The sequence below is a fragment of the Mesorhizobium escarrei genome, assembly GCF_935825525.1.
Lineage (GTDB): Bacteria > Pseudomonadota > Alphaproteobacteria > Rhizobiales > Rhizobiaceae > Mesorhizobium > Mesorhizobium escarrei.
Window position 1 is genome coordinate 62,695 of the sequence record NZ_CAKXZT010000176.1, and the last position, 16,613, is coordinate 79,307.

A 16,613-nucleotide genomic window follows, 5' to 3' on the forward strand; every position below is an offset into this window, starting at 1 on the left:
GGCGGGCGGCTTGTATAGAGCCCGCCACCCTGAATTCCACTCTCCATCACAAGGACGACCCCATGGCGCTCGAACGCACCTTTTCCATGATCAAGCCGGACGCAACCCGGCGCAATCTCACCGGCGCCATCACCCAGATGCTCGAGGAAGCCGGCCTGCGCGTCATCGCCTCGCGCCGGGTGTGGATGAGCCGCCGCGAGGCGGAAGGTTTTTACGCCGTGCACAAGGATCGTCCGTTCTTCGGCGAGCTGGTCGAGTCGATGTCGTCGGGTCCAACGGTCGTGCAGGTGCTGGAAGGCGAGAACGCCATTGCCAAAAACCGCGACGTGATGGGCGCCACCAACCCGGCCAACGGCGCAGAAGGCACCATCCGCAAGGTGCACGCGCTGTCGATCGGCGAGAATTCCGTGCACGGCTCCGACGCACCGGAGACCGCCGCGCAGGAGATCAAGTACTGGTTCTCGGACACCGAGATCGTCGGCTGAGCCGACAGTCCATCACCACGTAAAAAGGGGCCGGCGCAATGCCGGCCTTTTTTCGTTGCGGCGATCCGGCACCGGACGCCGAAGCCGGCAACTGACCGAACAGAGCAGGGCCGCTGCCGGCCTCTGGCTTCGATGTCGCCATCTTCTCCCATGATGATCAGCGGATCGACCTGGTGGGCCAGGCCCCAGGCGATCACGAAGTCGTGTTCCCACACAGATGTAACGCAGCGAGCCTCCGGACCGAACTGACCAATGCGCGCTTGAGGAACGGCGCGCAACAACCCAATCGGAGGTGAAAACATGTCAACAAGATCAACCGTGAGCGCGGCCTTCCTGGCCGGCGCCGTTGCCACGGCTCTCGCTTCTTTTGCGACGGCCGCGCCGCTGTCCGAGGCAGAGGCCAAGGCAGCGATGGATGCCGGCAAGGAGAAGTGCTTCGGCGTCGCCCTGAAGGGGCAGAACGACTGCGCGGCGGGACCCGGCACCACCTGCCAAGGCACCTCGACAGTCGACTACCAGGGCAACGCCTGGAAGTTCGTCGACGGCGGCACCTGCACGACGATGGACCTGCCCGGCGACCGCAAGGGCTCGCTAACGGCGCTGAGCCGCGACGTCCCTTCCTAAGCAACGCAAGCTGCCCGGAAAGCGGAGATGAAGATGAACGGACTGGCCCCAGCATCCCGCATATCGAAAACCTCGCGCTTTCCGGCGCACCCGATCGCCGGCCTTGCCGGCACCAGTTTCAAGCATGAACATCTACGCGCGATCCTCGGCGACGACCCAATGGGCGGTTTCTTCGAGGTCCACGCCGAAAACTACATGGGCGCCGGTGGCCCGCCGCACGATGCGCTGGCCAGGATCCGCCGCGACTATCCCGTTTCGCTGCACGGGGTATGCATGTCGATCGGCGGACCGCGGCCGCTCGACAAAGCGCATCTCGGTCGTTTCAGGGCGCTCGTCGACCGCTATGAGCCGGCGCTGGTTTCGGAGCATCTCGCCTGGTCGACCCACGACACCACCTATTACAACGACCTGCTTCCCCTGCCCTATACGCCGGCAACGGTTTCGCGCGTGGCGGATCACATCGATGAAATGCAGGAGACGATCGGCCGCCCGATCCTGCTCGAGAACCCCTCGACCTACGTCCTTTTCGCGGAATCGACGATGAGCGAGACGGATTTCATCGGCGCGCTGGTGCAGCGTACCGGTTGCGGCCTGTTGCTCGACGTCAACAACGTCTTCGTTTCGGCCACCAATCACGGCTATTCAGCCCTTTCCTACCTCGCGGATTTCCCGCTCGCGCATGTCGGCGAAATCCATCTGGCCGGGCACACCGAGCAGGCGGATGACGAGGGCGACCTGCTGCTCATCGACAGCCATGACGGTCCGGTCGCCGACGCGGTCTGGAACCTCTTCGATATCGTCATCGGCCGATGCGGGCCGCTGCCGACGCTGATCGAGTGGGACAGCAACATTCCCGACTGGCCGGTGCTCAAGGCGGAGGCCGCCGCCGCCCAAGCGATTCTCGACCATCAGGCCGACAGCCACCATGTGTTCGGAAAAGCCCATGCCGCAGGATGAGCTCCAGTCGGGCGATCCCGGCCGCCGGTTCGACTATGCCGCGGCATTGACCCCCGGTTTGCTCGATCCTGACCGTGCCCCGCCTGACGCTGTCTCGGGGCCGAACGGGAAGGCAGCGGTCAAACGATACGCCGTCTACCGCAACAACGTCACGGTCAGCCTGATCGATGCGCTGGCCGCCAGCTTTCCAGCGACGCTGCGCATCACCGGCCCGGACTTCTTTCGCGCGATGGCACGCTTTCATGCTCGCGAAACGCCACCCACTTCGCCGCTTCTGTTCGAATACGGCCGCGACTTTCCCGACTTCATCGAGCGCTACGAATATGCGCGGCCGATGCCATGGCTGGCTGACGTGGCGCGCTTGGAGAGGGCCTGGCTCGACGCCTATCATGCCGCTGACGCGGAACCGTTGGCTTCCGTAGCACTGGCCTCGGTCCCGCCCGAACGACTGGCCGATACCGTGTTCGTGCCGCACCCGGCAACGCACGCCATGCGCTCGCGCTATCCGGTCGTGACGATCTTTGCGGCAAATCGGCGCGACCGCCCTGTCGCGCGGATCGAGGCGGACGGCCCTGAAGATGCGCTGGTCACGCGGCCGGACCTCGAAGTCTTTGTTCGCCACCTGCCGCCCGGCGGCGCCGTTTTTCTGGATCGTCTCATGGCGGGCGAGCCACTCGGCGCGGCGGCCGCGGCGGCATTTGCGGAGCGTGCCGAATTCGACCTTGCCGCCAACATTGCCGGCCTGCTGCAAGCAGGCGCCTTCACGGCGGCACATCACGGAGGGTGGGCATGACGAACCATGGGCGGAACGTCAGCACCGGGCCGCGAGGGATCGCTGCCCTCGCCGAGAGGGTGAATGCCGCGCTGCGCACGAGTGCCACACCGTCGCTGACGCAGCTTATCCTGCGCTGCGCGCTCGCCGTCCCGTTCTGGCGGTCCGGCGTCAACAAATGGGACGGTTTTTTGCAGCTGAACGAGGTCGCCGTGCTGCTTTTCAGCTCGGAGCTCAAGCTGCATCTGCCCGGCGGCCCTTACGATTTTCCCGCGCCTGGGCTGGTGGCGTTCGCCTCAGGGTCGGCGGAAATCCTGCTGCCAATTCTTCTTGTTCTCGGCCTGGCGACACGGCTGGCGGCATTCGGCCTGCTCGTAATGACGCTGGTCATACAACTCACCGTGCCGGACGGCTGGCCGCTGCACATCACCTGGGCGGCGATGGCGCTCGGCATCATGGCGTGGGGACCCGGCCGGATTGCGCTCGATCACTGGATCGGCACTGACAAGGGCTGATCGGGGTTTGATGGGATTCCCGCCCGTCCGGCGATGACGCGAAGCATCAATTTCGTTTCGGCACGGCCTGCTTCCAGCGGCTTGCCGCCTCGTCGTCGGCCTCCTTGGCGTCGACCCAGCCGCCTTCCGAGCCGTCGGTATGGTGTTCTTTCTTCCAGAACGGCGCGCGCGATTTGAGAAAATCCATCAGGAAGTTCGCCGCCTCGAACGCCGCCTGCCGGTGCGTGGAGGCTGCGACCACCAGCACGATGTTCTCACCGGGCGCGATCCTGCCATGGCGATGGATGGCGGTGAGCCCCTGCAACGGCCAGCGGCGAACCGCCTCGGCGGCAATGCGGCCGATCTCGGCCTCGGCCATGCCGGGATAATGTTCGAGTTCGAGTGCCGCGAGCCTGCCCGCCTCGTCGCGGCAGAGACCTGAGAAAGTCACCACGGCGCCGATGTCGGCGCGGCCCTGCGTCATCCTGGCGGTCTCAGCGGCGACATCAAAATCCTCCGCCTGGATGCGCACCGTCGGCACCACCGCGCCGGGCATTTCAGCCACCCGTCATCGGCGGGAACAGCGCGATCTCGCGCGCGCCTGATATCTTCTCGCGGTGCTCCACATGTTCCTGGTTGATGGCGACGCGGATCACGTCTGGATATTGCAGCGCGTGCTCGTACTCCTCGCCGCGCGATTTCAGCCAGCGCAGCAGGTCGGCCACGGTCTCGATGCCGGCGGGCAATTCGACGTCCTCTTGCGGCTTGCCGATCCGCTCGCGCACCCAGGCGAAATAAATGAGCCTCGTCGACATGCTACTCGTCCATGATGTGCTTGAGACCGGCGCGGAAATAGTCGTAGCCGGTGTAAAGCGTCACCAGCGCGGCGATCCACAACAGCACCAGCCCGGTCTGGGTGGTCAGCGGGAAGATCTTGTCGCCGGCAGGTCCCGCGAGCAGGAAGGCGATGGCGATCATCTGGATGGTGGTCTTCCACTTTGCCAACTGCGTCACCGGTACCGAGACCTTCAGCGCCGCCAAATATTCGCGCAGGCCCGAGACCAGGATTTCGCGGCACAGGATGATAATCGCTGCCCACAGCGACCAGCCGGCGATGCCGGCATGCCTATCAGTGTCGGCCGCCAGCAGCAGCAGGCACGTGGCGACCAGCAACTTGTCGGCGATCGGATCGAGCATCTTGCCGATATTCGAGGTCTGCTGCCAGGCGCGCGCCAGATAGCCGTCGAAATAATCGGTGATCGAGGCGAGCAGAAAAATGATCAGCGCCGACCAGCGGGCGAAGTCGCTCGACTTCAGATGCCCTTCGAGAAAAAAACACAGCACAACCAGCGGCACCGCGAGAATGCGGACGTAGGTGAGCATGTTGGGCAGGTTGAATGCGCGCTGGGCCATATTTTTGGGAACTCTTTCTGCCTGCCTACTCAAATCAGAAGCGAATGTGGGGGGTCAACAGGCGATAGTCGATGGACCAACCGAAAATAGCCGAATCGTCAGCTCTCGTGAAAATGGTTGTAGACCAGCTTGGCGACCTGCTCGGAAATGCCATCGACCTTGACCAGATCCTCGATCGCGGCGCGGCTGACCGCCTTGGCGGTGCCGAAATGCATGAGCAGCGCACGCTTGCGGCCGGGTCCGATGCCGCTGATCTCGTCGAGCGGGCTCTTGACCATCTCCTTCTTGCGGCGGGCGCGGTGCGAGCCGATGGCGAAGCGGTGGACCTCGTCGCGCAGCCGCTGAACGAAATAGAGCACGGGGTCGCGCACGGGGAGCGAAAACGGTGGCTTGCCCCTGACGAAGAAGCGTTCGCGGCCGGCGTCACGGTCCAAGCCCTTGGCGATGCCGATGGCCTGGACACGGTCCTCGATGCCGAGGTCGGCGAGGATTTGTCGTACCGCCGTCATCTGGCCCTGGCCACCATCGATGAGAATGACGTCTGGCCAGGCCGGGAAGCCGCCCGCATCCTCGATATCGTCGCCCTGTTCGGCCAGGATTTCGTCTGCCGGCTGTTCGCTCTGCGGCGCCTCGCCATGTTCCTTCAGCAGCCGAGAGAAACGCCGCTCCATCACCTCGCGCATCATGCCGAAATCGTCTCCCGGTGTGATCTCGGTCGAGCGGATGTTGAATTTCCGGTACTGGTTCTTCACGAAGCCTTCCGGCCCGGCGACCACCATGGCGCCGACGGCGTTGGTGCCCATGATGTGGGAGTTGTCGTAGACCTCGATGCGCACCGGCGGTTTCTTCAGGCCGAAAGTCTCGGCGAAACCGGTGAGCAACCGCCCTTGCGTCGAGGTCTCGGCCAGCCGGCGGCCGAGCGCCTCACGGGCATTCTGCAGGGCGTTGTCGGTCAGGTCCTTCTTCTCGCCGCGCTGCGGCACCGAGATCGCCACCTTGCGACCCGCGCGGGTGGAGAGAGCCTCGGCCAAAAGTTCCTGGTCCTCGACGCCATGCGACAACAGGATGGTGCGCGGCGTCGGCTTGTCGTCATAGAATTGCGCCAGGAACGAGCCCAGCACCTCTGCCGCCTCCAGCGCCGGATCGGCCTTGGGGAAATAGGCGCGGTTGCCCCAATTCTGGCCGGTGCGGAAGAAGAACACCTGGATGCAGACCTGGCCGCCTTCCTGATGGATGGCGAAGACATCGGCCTCGTCGACGGTCTGGGGGTTGATGCCCTGATGGCTCTGCACATGCGACAGCGCCGCCAGCCGGTCGCGATAGATGGCGGCACGCTCGAAATCGAGGTTCTCCGCGGCCTGCTGCATGGCGGCGGAGATGTCGGTCTTCACCTTCTGGCTGCGGCCGGACAAGAAGTCCTTCGCTTCGGCGACCAGCCTGGCATAGTCACCATGCGAGATTTCGCCGGTGCACGGGCCGGCGCAGCGCTTGATCTGGAACAGCAGGCACGGCCGGGTGCGGTTCTCGTAGAAGGAGTTGGTGCAACTCCTGAGCAGGAAGGCGCGCTGCAGCGAGTTGATGGTGCGGCCGACGGCGCCGGCCGAGGCGAAGGGGCCGAAATAGTCGCCCTTGCGCGAGCGCGCGCCGCGATGCTTGTAGATGCCGGGCGAGTCATGATCGCCGGTCAACAGGATGTAAGGGAACGACTTGTCGTCCCGCATCAGCACATTGAATCGAGGCCGCAAGCGCTTGATAAGGTTGGCTTCCAGCAGCAGCGCTTCGATCTCGGTGCGGGTGACGACGAACTCCATCGTCGCCGTCTCGCGCACCATGCGGCCGATGCGGCTGGTGTGGAAACGGCCTTGCGCGTAATTGGTCACCCGCTTCTTCAGGCTGCGCGCCTTGCCGACATAGAGCACGTCGCCGGCGGCATTCATCATGCGGTAGACGCCGGGCGCGTTGGGCAGCCGTTTGACCAGCGTCTGGATGACTTCGGCGCCGACCATGCCGTCGGCATCGCCGGCATGCGGCGTCCAATCGATGGCCGTGAAGGCGACATCAGGGCCGCCGGAACCGGAAGCCGACGGTTCGACGATCTCCTCCGCCACCTCGTCCTCGAGATCTACATCGGGGGGCAGGTCGTCGGCGGCGCCGCCGCGTTTGTGTTTCTGGTCCATGGGACTCATTCGACAATGCCTGTCACATCCGGCGTCTGCCACGCAAGGTGCTGGCCGCCGTCCAGCGCGATCATCTGGCCGGTGACCGAGCTTGCGCGCCAGAGATAGCGGATGGTGGCGCCGAATTCAGGCAATTCCGGGCCGCGCTTCAGGATCAGGCCGTCGACCTGCGCGGCAAAATCACTGTCTTGCTGGCGCGCGCTCTTCAGCGTCGGGCCGGGGCCGATGGCGTTGACGCGAATGCGGGGTGCCAGCGCCTGCGCCATCATCTGCGTCTGCGTCCACAATGTCGATTTCGACAGCGCATAGGAGAAATAGCGAGGCGTCGGGCGCAAGACGCGCTGATCGATCATATTGACGATCAGCCCGTCTTGGCCTTCCGGCAGAGCGCGGGCGAATTCTTGCGCCAAAAGTGCCGGCGCCTTCACATGGACGACGAAGTGACGGTCCCAGGCAAGCCAGTCGACGTCCTCAACCGTGTCGTCCACGAACAGCGAGGCATTGTTGACCAGCAGTGTAACAGGTCCGAGCGCGGCTGCGGCGCGGCCGACCAGGTCGCCGACTGCGGCCATGTCGGTCAGGTCGGCGGCGACCACAGCGGCGCGGCCATCCTGGCCAAAATGGCCGCCGTTGATCCGCGCAGCCAACGCTTCCGCCTCGGTCCGCGAGCGGTTGCAATGGATGGCGACAGCAAAACCGTTCGCGGCCAGATCCTCGACGATAGCCTTGCCGATCCGCTTGCCCCCGCCCGTCACCAGCGCCGTTCCAGCGGCCTTGCTCATCCTGTCAATCCTCAATGGGCTTCGATTTCAGCCAGTCGGCGAACTATGGCTGGCCAAGCGTTAAATGCCGTTCGGACCTTGGGCAGCATTGTGGCAAAGCGGCCGGATCGGTCTTTCGACTGTGGCCGGGACTCGGCCGTCAGACCGCAATATAGGGCTCCGGACCCCTTGCTCCAAGCGGTGTTCAGCGCGGCACGGCAAAGCCTCCTGACACCATCTGTTGCGCTGATGCAACGTCAAAATTCAGCCTCATTCGTGCCCGGTAATGACCCAAGTTCAGGTTCGCTTCAGCCGCATTTCGACACGACATTCGGAACCGTTGAGCGCCAGACCCGTTTATCCCCCCGGCGGGTTGAGGGCGCTTGTGAAAAGCAAGCCTGTGCCTGTGGCTTAAGGAGTAAAGAACAATGCAAGCCAATCTAAAATTTGCGCGACCGCTGGCGGTGGCGTTCGGGCTCTTCGCCCTCGGCGGAACCGCCTATGCTGCTGACGTCATCTCGGAAGAGCCGCCGGCACCCGCCCCGATCGCCGAACTGCCGGTCGCTTCCTGGGCCGGTCCCTATGCCGGTGTGAGCGTCGGCTACGGCTTCAGCGGTCACGCCGATGCCGAGGAGTTCGGCGTCGGCGGCGTTGACGTCGACACCGATGGGTTCGTCGGCGGCGTCTTCGGCGGCTATCAGTGGCAGGCGGAGAACTTCGTGTACGGTGCTGAAGCCGATATCGGCTATAGCGGCATCGAGGGCGACGACGCCGGGGTCGAGGCCAAGGGCGGCTTCGAAGGCTCGCTGCGCGCCCGCCTGGGCTACGCCGTCACCCCGGAAATCCTGCTCTACGGCACCGCCGGTGGCGCGCTCAAGAACCAGGAGATCGAAGCGCCCGGCGCCAGCGACGAAAACACCATGCTCGGCTGGACGGCCGGCGTCGGTACCGACATCAAGATCACCGACAATGTGTTCGGCCGTGTCGAGTATCGCTACACCGACTTCGGCGACAAGGACTTTAACGGTATCGGCAACGTCAAGTCGACCGACAACCGCGTCACCTTCGGCGTCGGTATGAAGTTCTAAAATCGTCCAAGCCACGACACGAAAAAGCCGGGCCTCGCGCCCGGCTTTTTTTGTGTCTTTGTGCGACGTCCGCCCTTTTGACGTCCCCCCCTTCCGCGACAACTCGCCGCGCTCCGCCTTCCTTCCTAACCCCAACGAAATTAGCCGTTGCTCCCTATCAAGGCTTATGACTATAGTTAGTACGTGGCTCGCACGAACAAACAGTTCGATCTGTGACGACCCGTTCAGCCGAGGCTGAGAAGGTCAGCTGTGGGCAGGAACACTCGGTCAAAAGGGGAATGCAAGTGAACCGCTTTCAGAAATTCTCCGCCGCGGCGCTCGTCGCGGCATCCTTCGTACCGGCGGCGCTTGCCGCTGACGACAAGCTGACGATCGGCATCGTCACCTTCTCGACCTCCGATGTCGACACCAACCAGATGGTCGACACCATGACCAAGGAAGCCCAGTCCAAAGGCTGGACGGTGGAAACGCTCAATGCCAATGGCGATCCTTCGCAGGCGATCACCAGCATCAAGCAGCTGGCGACCAAGAAGGTGAACGCCATCATTGTCACCGTATTCGATTCGACCGGCCTCGCAGCCGGGCTCCAGGCCGCAGCGGACGCAAAGATTCCGGTGCTTTCCGCCGGCGGCGGCATGGCCGACGGTATCGCGCTTTCGGCAAGCACCGGTGCCGCGCCGCCGCTGCTCGAATTGATGCTGAAGGACATCGGCAACACGGGGACCCTGCTCAACCTTACCTATCATCCCGGCATCCCGTGCCGGGAGCGCGCCGACGCCTTCGATGCGGCGGTCAAGGCGAATCCGGGGCTCAAGGCGACCTCGCACGAGATCAGCATCCCAGGCGCCGCCGAATCCTCGCAGGCCGCGACCAGCGCCTGGCTCGCCGCCAATGCCGACGCCAAAGGGCCGTTCGCCATCTTCAACTGCTATGACGACAACGCTATGGGGGCGATCGCGGCGCTGAAGCAGAATGGCCGCAGCGACGTGAAGGTCTATTCGTTCAACGCCACGGCGCCCGCCGTCCAGGCGGTCAAGGACGGGACGATGACCGCCACGCTCGGCGTCGACCTGACTTCGGCCGGCAAGATGCTGATCGACCAGATCCCCGACATCTTGTCCGCCGGCGACCAGTGGCAGCCGAAATCCTTCGTGCCGGGCTACACGCTCGTCACCAAGGACAATGCCGACCAGTTCATGAAGAACAATCCGCAGTGAGCTTCTGTAGATTGACGATCCGGCCAGGCTTGCCCGGCCGGATCGGAGCCCCATCATGAGAGCCGCCATGTCCGCTGACCATTCCCTGTCCGAAACTCCCGTTCCGGCAGACACGCCTCGTGTTTCATCGACAACGCAGGCGTTGTATCCATCGCCCAGCGCCCGCGATCGGCGCGCGCTGCTGATGCGCCTTCTCGGGACCTACGGCACCATCATCGTGCTGGCATCGATGCTGGTGATCTTCTCGGTGCTGCAGCCGGCGACCTTCGCGACAATTGGAAATTTCCGCAACATCATCAATGACATGGCGATCGGCACCATCGTCGCGGCCGGCCTCACCGTGCCGCTCGTGGCCGGCGATTTCGACCTCAGCATCGGCTATGTCGCGAGTTTCTCCGGGCTGCTCGTGGTCGGCCTCTTGAGCAGCAGCGGGCTGCCGATCCCGCTCGCCATCGTCCTCGTCGTCGGCCTCGGCACCATCATCGGTATCGTCAACGGCATCGTCGTTTCCAAGATCGGCGTGAACGCCTTCATCGCCACGCTTGGCACCGGCACGATCGTCGTCGGACTGAACTACGCCTATTCGGGCGGGATCCCGCTGCAGCTCACCCAGTCGCGCGAATTCACGAACATCGCCATCGGCCGGATCGCCGGGGTGCCGCATCTGGTCATCATCATGGCCGTCGTATTGGTGCTGCTGTGGATGATCCTCAACCGCACGGTGCAGGGCCAGCATATCAAGGCGATCGGCGTCAGCCCGGAATCGGCGCGGCGCGCCGGCGTCGCCGTCGACCGCAGCCGCATCGTCGCCTTCGCCATCGCCAGCACCTGCGCAGCAATAGGCGGCGTGCTGATGGCTTCCAATCTAGGGTCCGGACAGGTGACGGCCGGTGACGGCTTCATGCTGACTTCGTTCTCGGCCGCCTTCCTCGGTTCGGCCGCGCTCAGGGAGGGTCAGTTCCACATCCTCGGAACCTTGATCGGCGTGCTGACGGTCGCCGTCGGCAACAATGGTCTGGCCATGATCGGCGCGCCGATCTTCACCCAGTTCCTGTTCACCGGCTGCCTGCTCGTTGTCGCCGTGGCGCTCGGCGGCATCGGCCGCCGCTACGGGAGGGGGTAGGATGGCCCAGGCTATGCTGCTCAGCCTGCGCCGGATTAGCCGCAGCTTCGGCGGTATCCAGGCGCTCGACAATGTTTCGCTGGACATCGCCAAAGGTGACGTCATCGGCCTCGTCGGCGACAATGGTGCCGGCAAGTCGACGCTGATCAAGGTCCTGGCCGGCGCCCACGATCCGACTTCCGGCGATGTCATCCTCGAAGGCCGGCCGCAAAAATTGTCGCCGCCGGCCGAGGCGCAACGCCTCGGCATCGAGACGGTCTATCAGGACCTGTCGCTGATCGGCACCTTCACCGCGGCCGAGAACTTTTTCCTCGGCCGCGAGATCGCGATTGGCCGCGGTCCGGCGCTATTGCGCTGGATCCGCCGCAAATCGATGGGCGATACCGCGATGCGGGGCCTCGAGGAACTCAACATCGACATCCCCGGCATACGCAGCAAGCCGGTCGACCGCATGTCTGGCGGCCAGCGCCAATTGGTGGCGATCGCGCGCGGCGCCTTCTGGGGCCATAAGCTGCTGCTGTTGGACGAACCGACGGCGGCGCTAGGCGTGCGCGAATCCCGCGAAGTGCTCGACCTCATCAAACGGCTCGGCGCCCAAGGGCTGACGATCGTCATGGTCACGCACAACCTCGATCACCTCTGGCAGGTGTGCAACCGCGTGGTGGTGATGCGCAGGGGCCGCAAAGCCGCCGACCTCGCGAGCTCCGCCACCAATATGGAAGACGTCGTCGCCTACATCACCGGCGCGAAGGAGCCGATGACACCCCGTCCAGCGACCACGGAAGCGGGAGCATGAGCGCGACCGACACGATAACGCTGCGACGGCTGCTGGCCGATGCGCCCAATCGCTGGGGCCATTGGGGCGCCGACGACGAGATCGGTGCGCTCAACTATCTGACATCAGACGAGGTCAAGCGCGGCCTGGCCACAGTGCGGCACGGCCGCACCTTCACGCTCGGCGTGCCGGTCGCGACCCAGGAAGGCGACGCCGTGTTTCCCGGCCGCTGGCCGGCGAAGCATTTCATGGTCGCCGACAAGGCCGGTTTCGAGAACGGCCATTGGCAGCCGCTCGCCGGCGGCCTCGAATTCGCCGACGACTATATCACCGGTTTCGCACAGGCCGGCACGCATTGCGACGCGCTCGGCCACATGTGGTTCGACGACACGCTGTGGAACGGCTTTGCCGCGAGCAGCACCAACGGCGGTATGACCAAGGCCGGCATCATGCCGATCGCCGAGCGCGGCATCGTCGGCCGCGGCGTGCTGTTAGACATGGCCCGCTTCCGCGGCAAACCGATGCTGGATCGTGCCGAGACGTTCACCCATTGCGACCTGATGGAATGCGCGCAGGCGCAAGGCGTCGACATCCTGCCGCGCAGCATTCTTCTCGTCCGCACCGGCTGGGTCGGCGCGCTGGCCGCGGGACACCAGGCGATCGGTGAAGGATATTGGGAGCCCGGCCTGACCTTCAGCCTCGACCTCGTGCGCTGGTTCGACAAGATGCAGATCCCTTGCCTGGTCACCGACACGCTGGCCAATGAGACAACCTACGAGCCCGAGACCGGGCTGATGCTGGTGCTGCACGCGGCGCTGATGCGCAATCTGGGCGTCGTGTTCACCGAAATGGCGTCGCTCGACGCGCTGGCCACCGACTGCGCCTTAGACCGCCGTTACGAAGGCTTCTACTGCGCCAGCCCGGCCAAGGTGAGCAAGGGAACGGGCGGCTCCGCAAATCCAGTGTTCATCAAATAGAACCCAACAAGACGGAATGGCTTTCATGACTTCTGCAGACGACCTGACGCAGCTCTGTTTCCTGCCGGCCACGGAACTGGCCGCGCGCATCCGGCGCCGCGACGTGTCGCCGGTCGAGGTGACCGAGGCCTATCTGCGCCGCATAGAAGCGCGCAACCCGGTCGTCAACGCCTACACGCTAGTTCTCGGCGACCAGGCGATGGACGCCGCGCGTGGCGCCGAGAAGGCGGTGATGACCGGCGGCCCTCTTGGCCCGCTGCATGGCGTGCCGGTCGGCATCAAGGATCTCGACGACGTCGCCGGGGTGCCGACCTCAATGGCGTCGCGGGCGGTGCAGAACCGGGTGCCGAAAAACAGCGCGGCGGCGGTCGAGCGCCTGCTCAATGCCGGCGCCATCGTGCTCGGCAAGACCAACACGCCGGAGTTCGGCCACAAGGGCATCACCGACAATTTGCGCTTCGGGCCGACCAGCACGCCATGGGCGACCGGCTATAATTCCGGCGGCTCGTCGGGCGGCAGCGCGGCAGCAGTCGCCGACGGCATGGCGGCGCTGGCGCAAGGCACGGATGGCGGCGGCTCGGTGCGCATCCCGGCCTCGTTCAGCGGCACCGTCGGCTTCAAGCCCTCCTTCGGTCGCATCCCTTCGGTGACGCGCCCCGACGGGTTCCTGTGGGGGCATCCGCTTGTCCATATTGGACCGCTTGCCCGCACCGTTGCGGACGCCGCGCTGATGACCAAGATCATGGCCGGGCCGCACAGCCGCGACCCGTTCAGCCTGCCCAATGATGGCGTGGACTATGTGGGCTCCGTGCAAGCCCCGGCACGGAAGCTGCGCGTCGCCTACAGCCCGCGCCTCGGCAACTTTCCGGTCGACGCTGAGGTCGCCGCTGTTATTGCCAGCGCGGTCGAGGTCATGCGGGAGCACGGCGTCGACGTTGATGAGGTCGAACTCGATTTCAAAGCCGACCACAAGGAACTGGCGGCGCTCTGGGTGCGCACGATCTCGATCCACTATGCGGCAATCGCCGTGTACTGGAAACAGGAAGGTATCGACCTGATGGGCGAGCACGCCGCGGTGCTGACCCCGCAATTCCTCGCCATGCTGGAAGGCGCCTACAGGGTGTCCGCCGTCGACCATGCGCTCGACGATCGTTTGCGCACCGGCGTCCATGACGGCCTCGAGGATGTGTTCGAGACCCATGACCTGATCGTCTCGCCGACGCTGGCCATTCCGCCGGTCAGGAACGCCACCGACGGCAACACGATCGGGCCGACATCGATCGGTGGCGAGGCGGTCGATCCGTTGATCGGCTGGTGCATGACCTACCCGATCAACTACACCGGCCATCCCGCGATCTCGGTTCCAGCCGGCCTGACAGCACAGGGCCTGCCGGTCGGCCTGCAGATCATCGGGCAGCGGCACGCCGACGAGAGCGTGCTGGCCATGGCAGCGCGATTCGAACGCATGCAGCCGTGGTTCCAAAGCTATCCAGGGCTAGCAGGGTAGTAGACGTGGCATTGGCTTCCCCTTCTCCCCGTTGTGGGAGAAGGTGGGCCTAGATCGGAAGCTGTAGCAGTTCGGAGATCACCAGTCCGGCGGCGCCTAAAAGCGCAGCCCCATCGCCTGCATCGCCAGCGATGAACTCGATCTTGCCACCCGGGCGCGAGGGAACCATGGCACGGACATGATCCGCTATCGCGCCCAGCAGGCGGTCGCCGCCGAGCACGACATCGCCATGCAGGATGAAGATGTTGGGCGCCACCGTCTGCTGCAGATTGGCGATGCCGACGGCGACGTTGCGTGCATAGCGATCGAGCAGCTCGGCCGCCCCCGGCAATCGGCGCGCCGCCATGTCGACGAGACGTGCCGAATCGATCAGTTCGGGCTCCGGCAGGGCCGCGCCGGCGGCCTCGCGCCTGAGCCAGCTCAACGTGGCGATGGTGTCCCAGCAGCCGCGCCTGCCACAGCGGCAGAGCTCGCCGTCGAGCTGTACAAAGGTGTGGCCGAGTTCGCCCCCAGCGCCTGCCGTGCCGCGGTAGAGGTGGCCGTCGAAATAGAGCGCGCCGCCCAGAACCTCGCCGGTGTAGACGACCGCGAACTGCCTGACGCCGCGCCCGGCGCCGAACCAGCGGTCGCCGACCAGCAAGGCGCGCGGATGGTGGTCGAGCTTGACAGGCAGGCCGAAGCGCCGGCCAAGCTCGTCGGCGAGCGGATAGCGGTCGAGCGCCGGCGCGAGATTGATGGTGACGATCGATCCGCGATCGGTATCGACCATGCCGCCGACGGCAACACCGATGCCGAAGGGCGTGCGTCGTGCCTTGGCCAGCGTGTCGCCGACGCATTCGGCGATCGTCTCGATGATCGGCCCGATCGGCCCCTTGCCGTCAGGCAGCGCCATCTTGCGTTCCGATTCGATATTGCCGTCGAGCGTCGCCACGCAGGCATGCACGGCGTCAGGCATCAGCAGCACGCCGCAGATCGGACGGGCATTGGGCGAGAACCACAGCGGCCGCGCCGGCTTGCCGCCGCCGGGATTGGCCGGGATAGGGTCGCTCTCGATCAGCACCTGGTCGTCGATCAGCGGCTGCACGATGCCGGAAATGGTGGTGCGGTTTACGCCGGCAAGCCGCGCCAGATCGGCACGGCTGGTGGGCCCGAGATCGAACAGAGCCTGCAGCACGCGGCCGCGATTCGTCGAGCCGACCATCGAGGAGGACAGTAGCGCCTTGCGCGGGCGCGAAACCGGTTCCGCCCCGGACGCGTCGCCCGGCGGCGCAAACAGCGCGCTGCGTCCGCCATTCAGGCTGCTATCGTCGGTTTCGTTCATCGCAGGGTTTTTCACATGGGCTCCTGGCCGCCTTTCTAGCCCAGGAGCTCACCGGTTTCGAGAACTTTGTACGAGACGGCAACAAACTTGTCGCAACATGTGCTGTGCCACAGAAGCTACCGATCTCCCCCTGGCGGCGGAGATGTCCGGCAGGACAGAGGGGGTGGGCAGGAACGCCAGCCTACGACTTGTTCTTCTGCAGTGAATGAGCTTCAAGATTATCCGAACAGGCGAAGAATCTGGAGGGACAGCACCCCTCTGCCCTGCCGGGCATCTCCCCCGCAAGGGGGAGATCGGCTATCACCACCGCCCGCTCAGCCCGGAACCGCCGGCTTCAGCTCCGGAAACTTCTCGTCGAAGCGCGCTGCCCAGCGGACCAGCCGGTTGCGGCCCTTTTCCCATTTTCCGGCAAAGCGCAGTGAGAGATAGCCAAGGCAGGCGCGCAGCGCCAGCTGGCCGGTGGTGATCTTCTTTGGCAGCTTTGGCGGATTGGCGTTGAGCAGATCGAGCGCACTGGTGATCTTCGCCCATTGGCGGTCGAGCCACGGCTGGTAGACCATGTCTTCGGGGCGCGTGCGCCGCTCATAGACCATCGACAGCGCGCAGTCGCAGATGCCGTCGGCCAGCGCTTCAAGCACTTCCGCCTCGAGGCGCTTGTCTGGATTGCGCGGAAACAGCGCGTTCTTCGACATGCGGTTGAGATGCTGGGTGATGGCGCGGCTGTCGTGGATCGAGCGGCCGTCGTCGAGCACCAGCACCGGGATCTTGCCGAGTGGATTGGCGTCGATCAGCTCAGCCGGTTTGTCTTCGGTTTTTATCGGCACCAGATCGACGGCGATGCCGGTATAAAGCACGGCCATGCGCACCTTGGAACTATAGGGTGACGTGGACGCGTAGAGCAGTCTGGGCATGATCGGGTTCC

General features: G+C 64.8%; 18 protein-coding genes. 11 read left to right on the forward strand and 7 right to left on the reverse strand.

All coding sequences use genetic code 11. The features are described from left to right. Window positions 1-62 precede the first annotated feature (62 nt). From ndk to NMG80_RS34925, 5 genes are all read left to right on the forward strand, one after another. Window positions 63-485, forward strand: a complete 423-nt coding sequence (gene ndk / locus NMG80_RS34905; protein WP_254022345.1) for a nucleoside-diphosphate kinase — start codon at window positions 63-65, stop codon at window positions 483-485. Between the two features lie 300 nt (window positions 486-785). Then, on the forward strand, window positions 786-1,109 hold the full coding sequence (locus NMG80_RS34910) for a BufA1 family periplasmic bufferin-type metallophore (protein WP_202363394.1): 324 nt from the start codon (window positions 786-788) through the stop codon (window positions 1,107-1,109). A gap of 27 nt (window positions 1,110-1,136) precedes the next feature. Beyond that, complete coding sequence (gene bufB, locus NMG80_RS34915; RefSeq protein ID WP_254022346.1) at window positions 1,137-2,066, forward strand: MNIO family bufferin maturase; 930 nt, start codon at window positions 1,137-1,139, stop codon at window positions 2,064-2,066. Continuing rightward, window positions 2,053-2,859, forward strand: coding sequence for an HvfC/BufC N-terminal domain-containing protein (locus NMG80_RS34920; protein ID WP_254022347.1), 807 nt, complete (start codon window positions 2,053-2,055; stop codon window positions 2,857-2,859). Before bufB ends, NMG80_RS34920 begins: the two co-directional genes overlap by 14 nt. Continuing rightward, complete coding sequence (locus tag NMG80_RS34925; protein WP_254022348.1) at window positions 2,856-3,353, forward strand: DoxX family protein; 498 nt, start codon at window positions 2,856-2,858, stop codon at window positions 3,351-3,353. The genes NMG80_RS34920 and NMG80_RS34925 overlap by 4 nt, the downstream gene beginning before the upstream one ends. Window positions 3,354-3,399: 46 nt before the next feature. Here the strand turns inward: NMG80_RS34925 and NMG80_RS34930 are convergent, their stop codons facing one another. The 5 genes from NMG80_RS34930 to NMG80_RS34950 form a co-directional block, all read right to left on the reverse strand. Further along, window positions 3,400-3,888: a molybdenum cofactor biosynthesis protein MoaE gene (locus NMG80_RS34930; protein ID WP_254022372.1), complete on the reverse strand. Its 489-nt coding sequence runs from the start codon at window positions 3,886-3,888 to the stop codon at window positions 3,400-3,402. Between the two features lies 1 nt (window position 3,889). Next, complete coding sequence (gene moaD / locus NMG80_RS34935) at window positions 3,890-4,147, reverse strand: molybdopterin converting factor subunit 1 (protein WP_023800670.1); 258 nt, start codon at window positions 4,145-4,147, stop codon at window positions 3,890-3,892. A gap of 1 nt (window position 4,148) precedes the next feature. Then, a complete protein-coding gene (gene pgsA / locus NMG80_RS34940) occupies window positions 4,149-4,745 on the reverse strand; it encodes a CDP-diacylglycerol--glycerol-3-phosphate 3-phosphatidyltransferase (RefSeq protein ID WP_254022349.1) in 597 nt (198 codons plus the stop codon). A 98-nt stretch (window positions 4,746-4,843) separates the two neighbouring features. Beyond that, complete coding sequence (gene uvrC, locus NMG80_RS34945; RefSeq protein ID WP_254022350.1) at window positions 4,844-6,931, reverse strand: excinuclease ABC subunit UvrC; 2,088 nt, start codon at window positions 6,929-6,931, stop codon at window positions 4,844-4,846. Further along, complete coding sequence (locus NMG80_RS34950; protein WP_254022351.1) at window positions 6,928-7,704, reverse strand: SDR family oxidoreductase; 777 nt, start codon at window positions 7,702-7,704, stop codon at window positions 6,928-6,930. The genes uvrC and NMG80_RS34950 overlap by 4 nt, the downstream gene beginning before the upstream one ends. 407 nt (window positions 7,705-8,111) lie before the next feature. On the opposite strand from NMG80_RS34950, the gene NMG80_RS34955 reads away from it, so the two are divergent. From NMG80_RS34955 to NMG80_RS34980, 6 genes are all read left to right on the forward strand, one after another. Then, window positions 8,112-8,771, forward strand: coding sequence for an outer membrane protein (locus tag NMG80_RS34955; RefSeq protein ID WP_254022352.1), 660 nt, complete (start codon window positions 8,112-8,114; stop codon window positions 8,769-8,771). 278 nt (window positions 8,772-9,049) lie between these two features. Next, a complete protein-coding gene (locus tag NMG80_RS34960; protein ID WP_254022353.1) occupies window positions 9,050-9,988 on the forward strand; it encodes a sugar ABC transporter substrate-binding protein in 939 nt (312 codons plus the stop codon). Window positions 9,989-10,172: 184 nt separating this feature from the next. Next, a complete protein-coding gene (locus NMG80_RS34965) occupies window positions 10,173-11,111 on the forward strand; it encodes an ABC transporter permease (protein WP_254022354.1) in 939 nt (312 codons plus the stop codon). 1 nt (window position 11,112) lies between these two features. Next, window positions 11,113-11,907: an ATP-binding cassette domain-containing protein gene (locus NMG80_RS34970; protein ID WP_254022355.1), complete on the forward strand. Its 795-nt coding sequence runs from the start codon at window positions 11,113-11,115 to the stop codon at window positions 11,905-11,907. Beyond that, window positions 11,904-12,863 carry a cyclase family protein gene (locus tag NMG80_RS34975; RefSeq protein ID WP_254022356.1) on the forward strand — a complete coding sequence of 320 codons (960 nt, stop codon included), beginning with the start codon at window positions 11,904-11,906 and terminating at the stop codon, window positions 12,861-12,863. The genes NMG80_RS34970 and NMG80_RS34975 overlap by 4 nt, the downstream gene beginning before the upstream one ends. A 25-nt stretch (window positions 12,864-12,888) precedes the next feature. Continuing rightward, the gene (locus NMG80_RS34980; protein ID WP_254022357.1) at window positions 12,889-14,370 is read left to right on the forward strand and encodes an amidase; all 1,482 of its coding nucleotides are present in this window, start codon (window positions 12,889-12,891) and stop codon (window positions 14,368-14,370) included. A gap of 49 nt (window positions 14,371-14,419) precedes the next feature. Here NMG80_RS34980 and NMG80_RS34985 read toward each other — a convergent pair whose 3' ends face one another. Continuing rightward, window positions 14,420-15,691: an ROK family protein gene (locus NMG80_RS34985; protein ID WP_254022358.1), complete on the reverse strand. Its 1,272-nt coding sequence runs from the start codon at window positions 15,689-15,691 to the stop codon at window positions 14,420-14,422. Between the two features lie 314 nt (window positions 15,692-16,005). Next, window positions 16,006-16,602, reverse strand: coding sequence for a glutathione S-transferase family protein (locus tag NMG80_RS34990; RefSeq protein ID WP_254022359.1), 597 nt, complete (start codon window positions 16,600-16,602; stop codon window positions 16,006-16,008). Window positions 16,603-16,613: the final 11 nt, after the last annotated feature.

Bases quoted from the DNA above. Each gene is read 5' to 3' on its own strand.
- NMG80_RS34910 (WP_202363394.1), top strand. From the start codon at position 786: ATGTCAACAAGATCAACCGTGAGCGCGGCCTTCCTGGCCGGCGCCGTT.
- NMG80_RS34925 (WP_254022348.1), top strand. From the start codon at position 2,856: ATGACGAACCATGGGCGGAACGTCAGCACCGGGCCGCGAGGGATCGCT.
- moaD (WP_023800670.1), bottom strand. From the start codon at position 4,147: ATGTCGACGAGGCTCATTTATTTCGCCTGGGTGCGCGAGCGGATCGGC.
- NMG80_RS34975 (WP_254022356.1), top strand. From the start codon at position 11,904: ATGAGCGCGACCGACACGATAACGCTGCGACGGCTGCTGGCCGATGCG.
- NMG80_RS34930 (WP_254022372.1), bottom strand. From the start codon at position 3,888: ATGCCCGGCGCGGTGGTGCCGACGGTGCGCATCCAGGCGGAGGATTTT.
- NMG80_RS34960 (WP_254022353.1), top strand. From the start codon at position 9,050: ATGCAAGTGAACCGCTTTCAGAAATTCTCCGCCGCGGCGCTCGTCGCG.
- NMG80_RS34920 (WP_254022347.1), top strand. From the start codon at position 2,053: ATGCCGCAGGATGAGCTCCAGTCGGGCGATCCCGGCCGCCGGTTCGAC.
- pgsA (WP_254022349.1), bottom strand. From the start codon at position 4,745: ATGGCCCAGCGCGCATTCAACCTGCCCAACATGCTCACCTACGTCCGC.
- NMG80_RS34955 (WP_254022352.1), top strand. From the start codon at position 8,112: ATGCAAGCCAATCTAAAATTTGCGCGACCGCTGGCGGTGGCGTTCGGG.
- NMG80_RS34980 (WP_254022357.1), top strand. From the start codon at position 12,889: ATGACTTCTGCAGACGACCTGACGCAGCTCTGTTTCCTGCCGGCCACG.
- bufB (WP_254022346.1), top strand. From the start codon at position 1,137: ATGAAGATGAACGGACTGGCCCCAGCATCCCGCATATCGAAAACCTCG.
- NMG80_RS34990 (WP_254022359.1), bottom strand. From the start codon at position 16,602: ATGCCCAGACTGCTCTACGCGTCCACGTCACCCTATAGTTCCAAGGTG.
- ndk (WP_254022345.1), top strand. From the start codon at position 63: ATGGCGCTCGAACGCACCTTTTCCATGATCAAGCCGGACGCAACCCGG.
- uvrC (WP_254022350.1), bottom strand. From the start codon at position 6,931: ATGAGTCCCATGGACCAGAAACACAAACGCGGCGGCGCCGCCGACGAC.
- NMG80_RS34985 (WP_254022358.1), bottom strand. From the start codon at position 15,691: ATGAACGAAACCGACGATAGCAGCCTGAATGGCGGACGCAGCGCGCTG.
- NMG80_RS34950 (WP_254022351.1), bottom strand. From the start codon at position 7,704: ATGAGCAAGGCCGCTGGAACGGCGCTGGTGACGGGCGGGGGCAAGCGG.
- NMG80_RS34965 (WP_254022354.1), top strand. From the start codon at position 10,173: ATGCGCCTTCTCGGGACCTACGGCACCATCATCGTGCTGGCATCGATG.
- NMG80_RS34970 (WP_254022355.1), top strand. From the start codon at position 11,113: ATGGCCCAGGCTATGCTGCTCAGCCTGCGCCGGATTAGCCGCAGCTTC.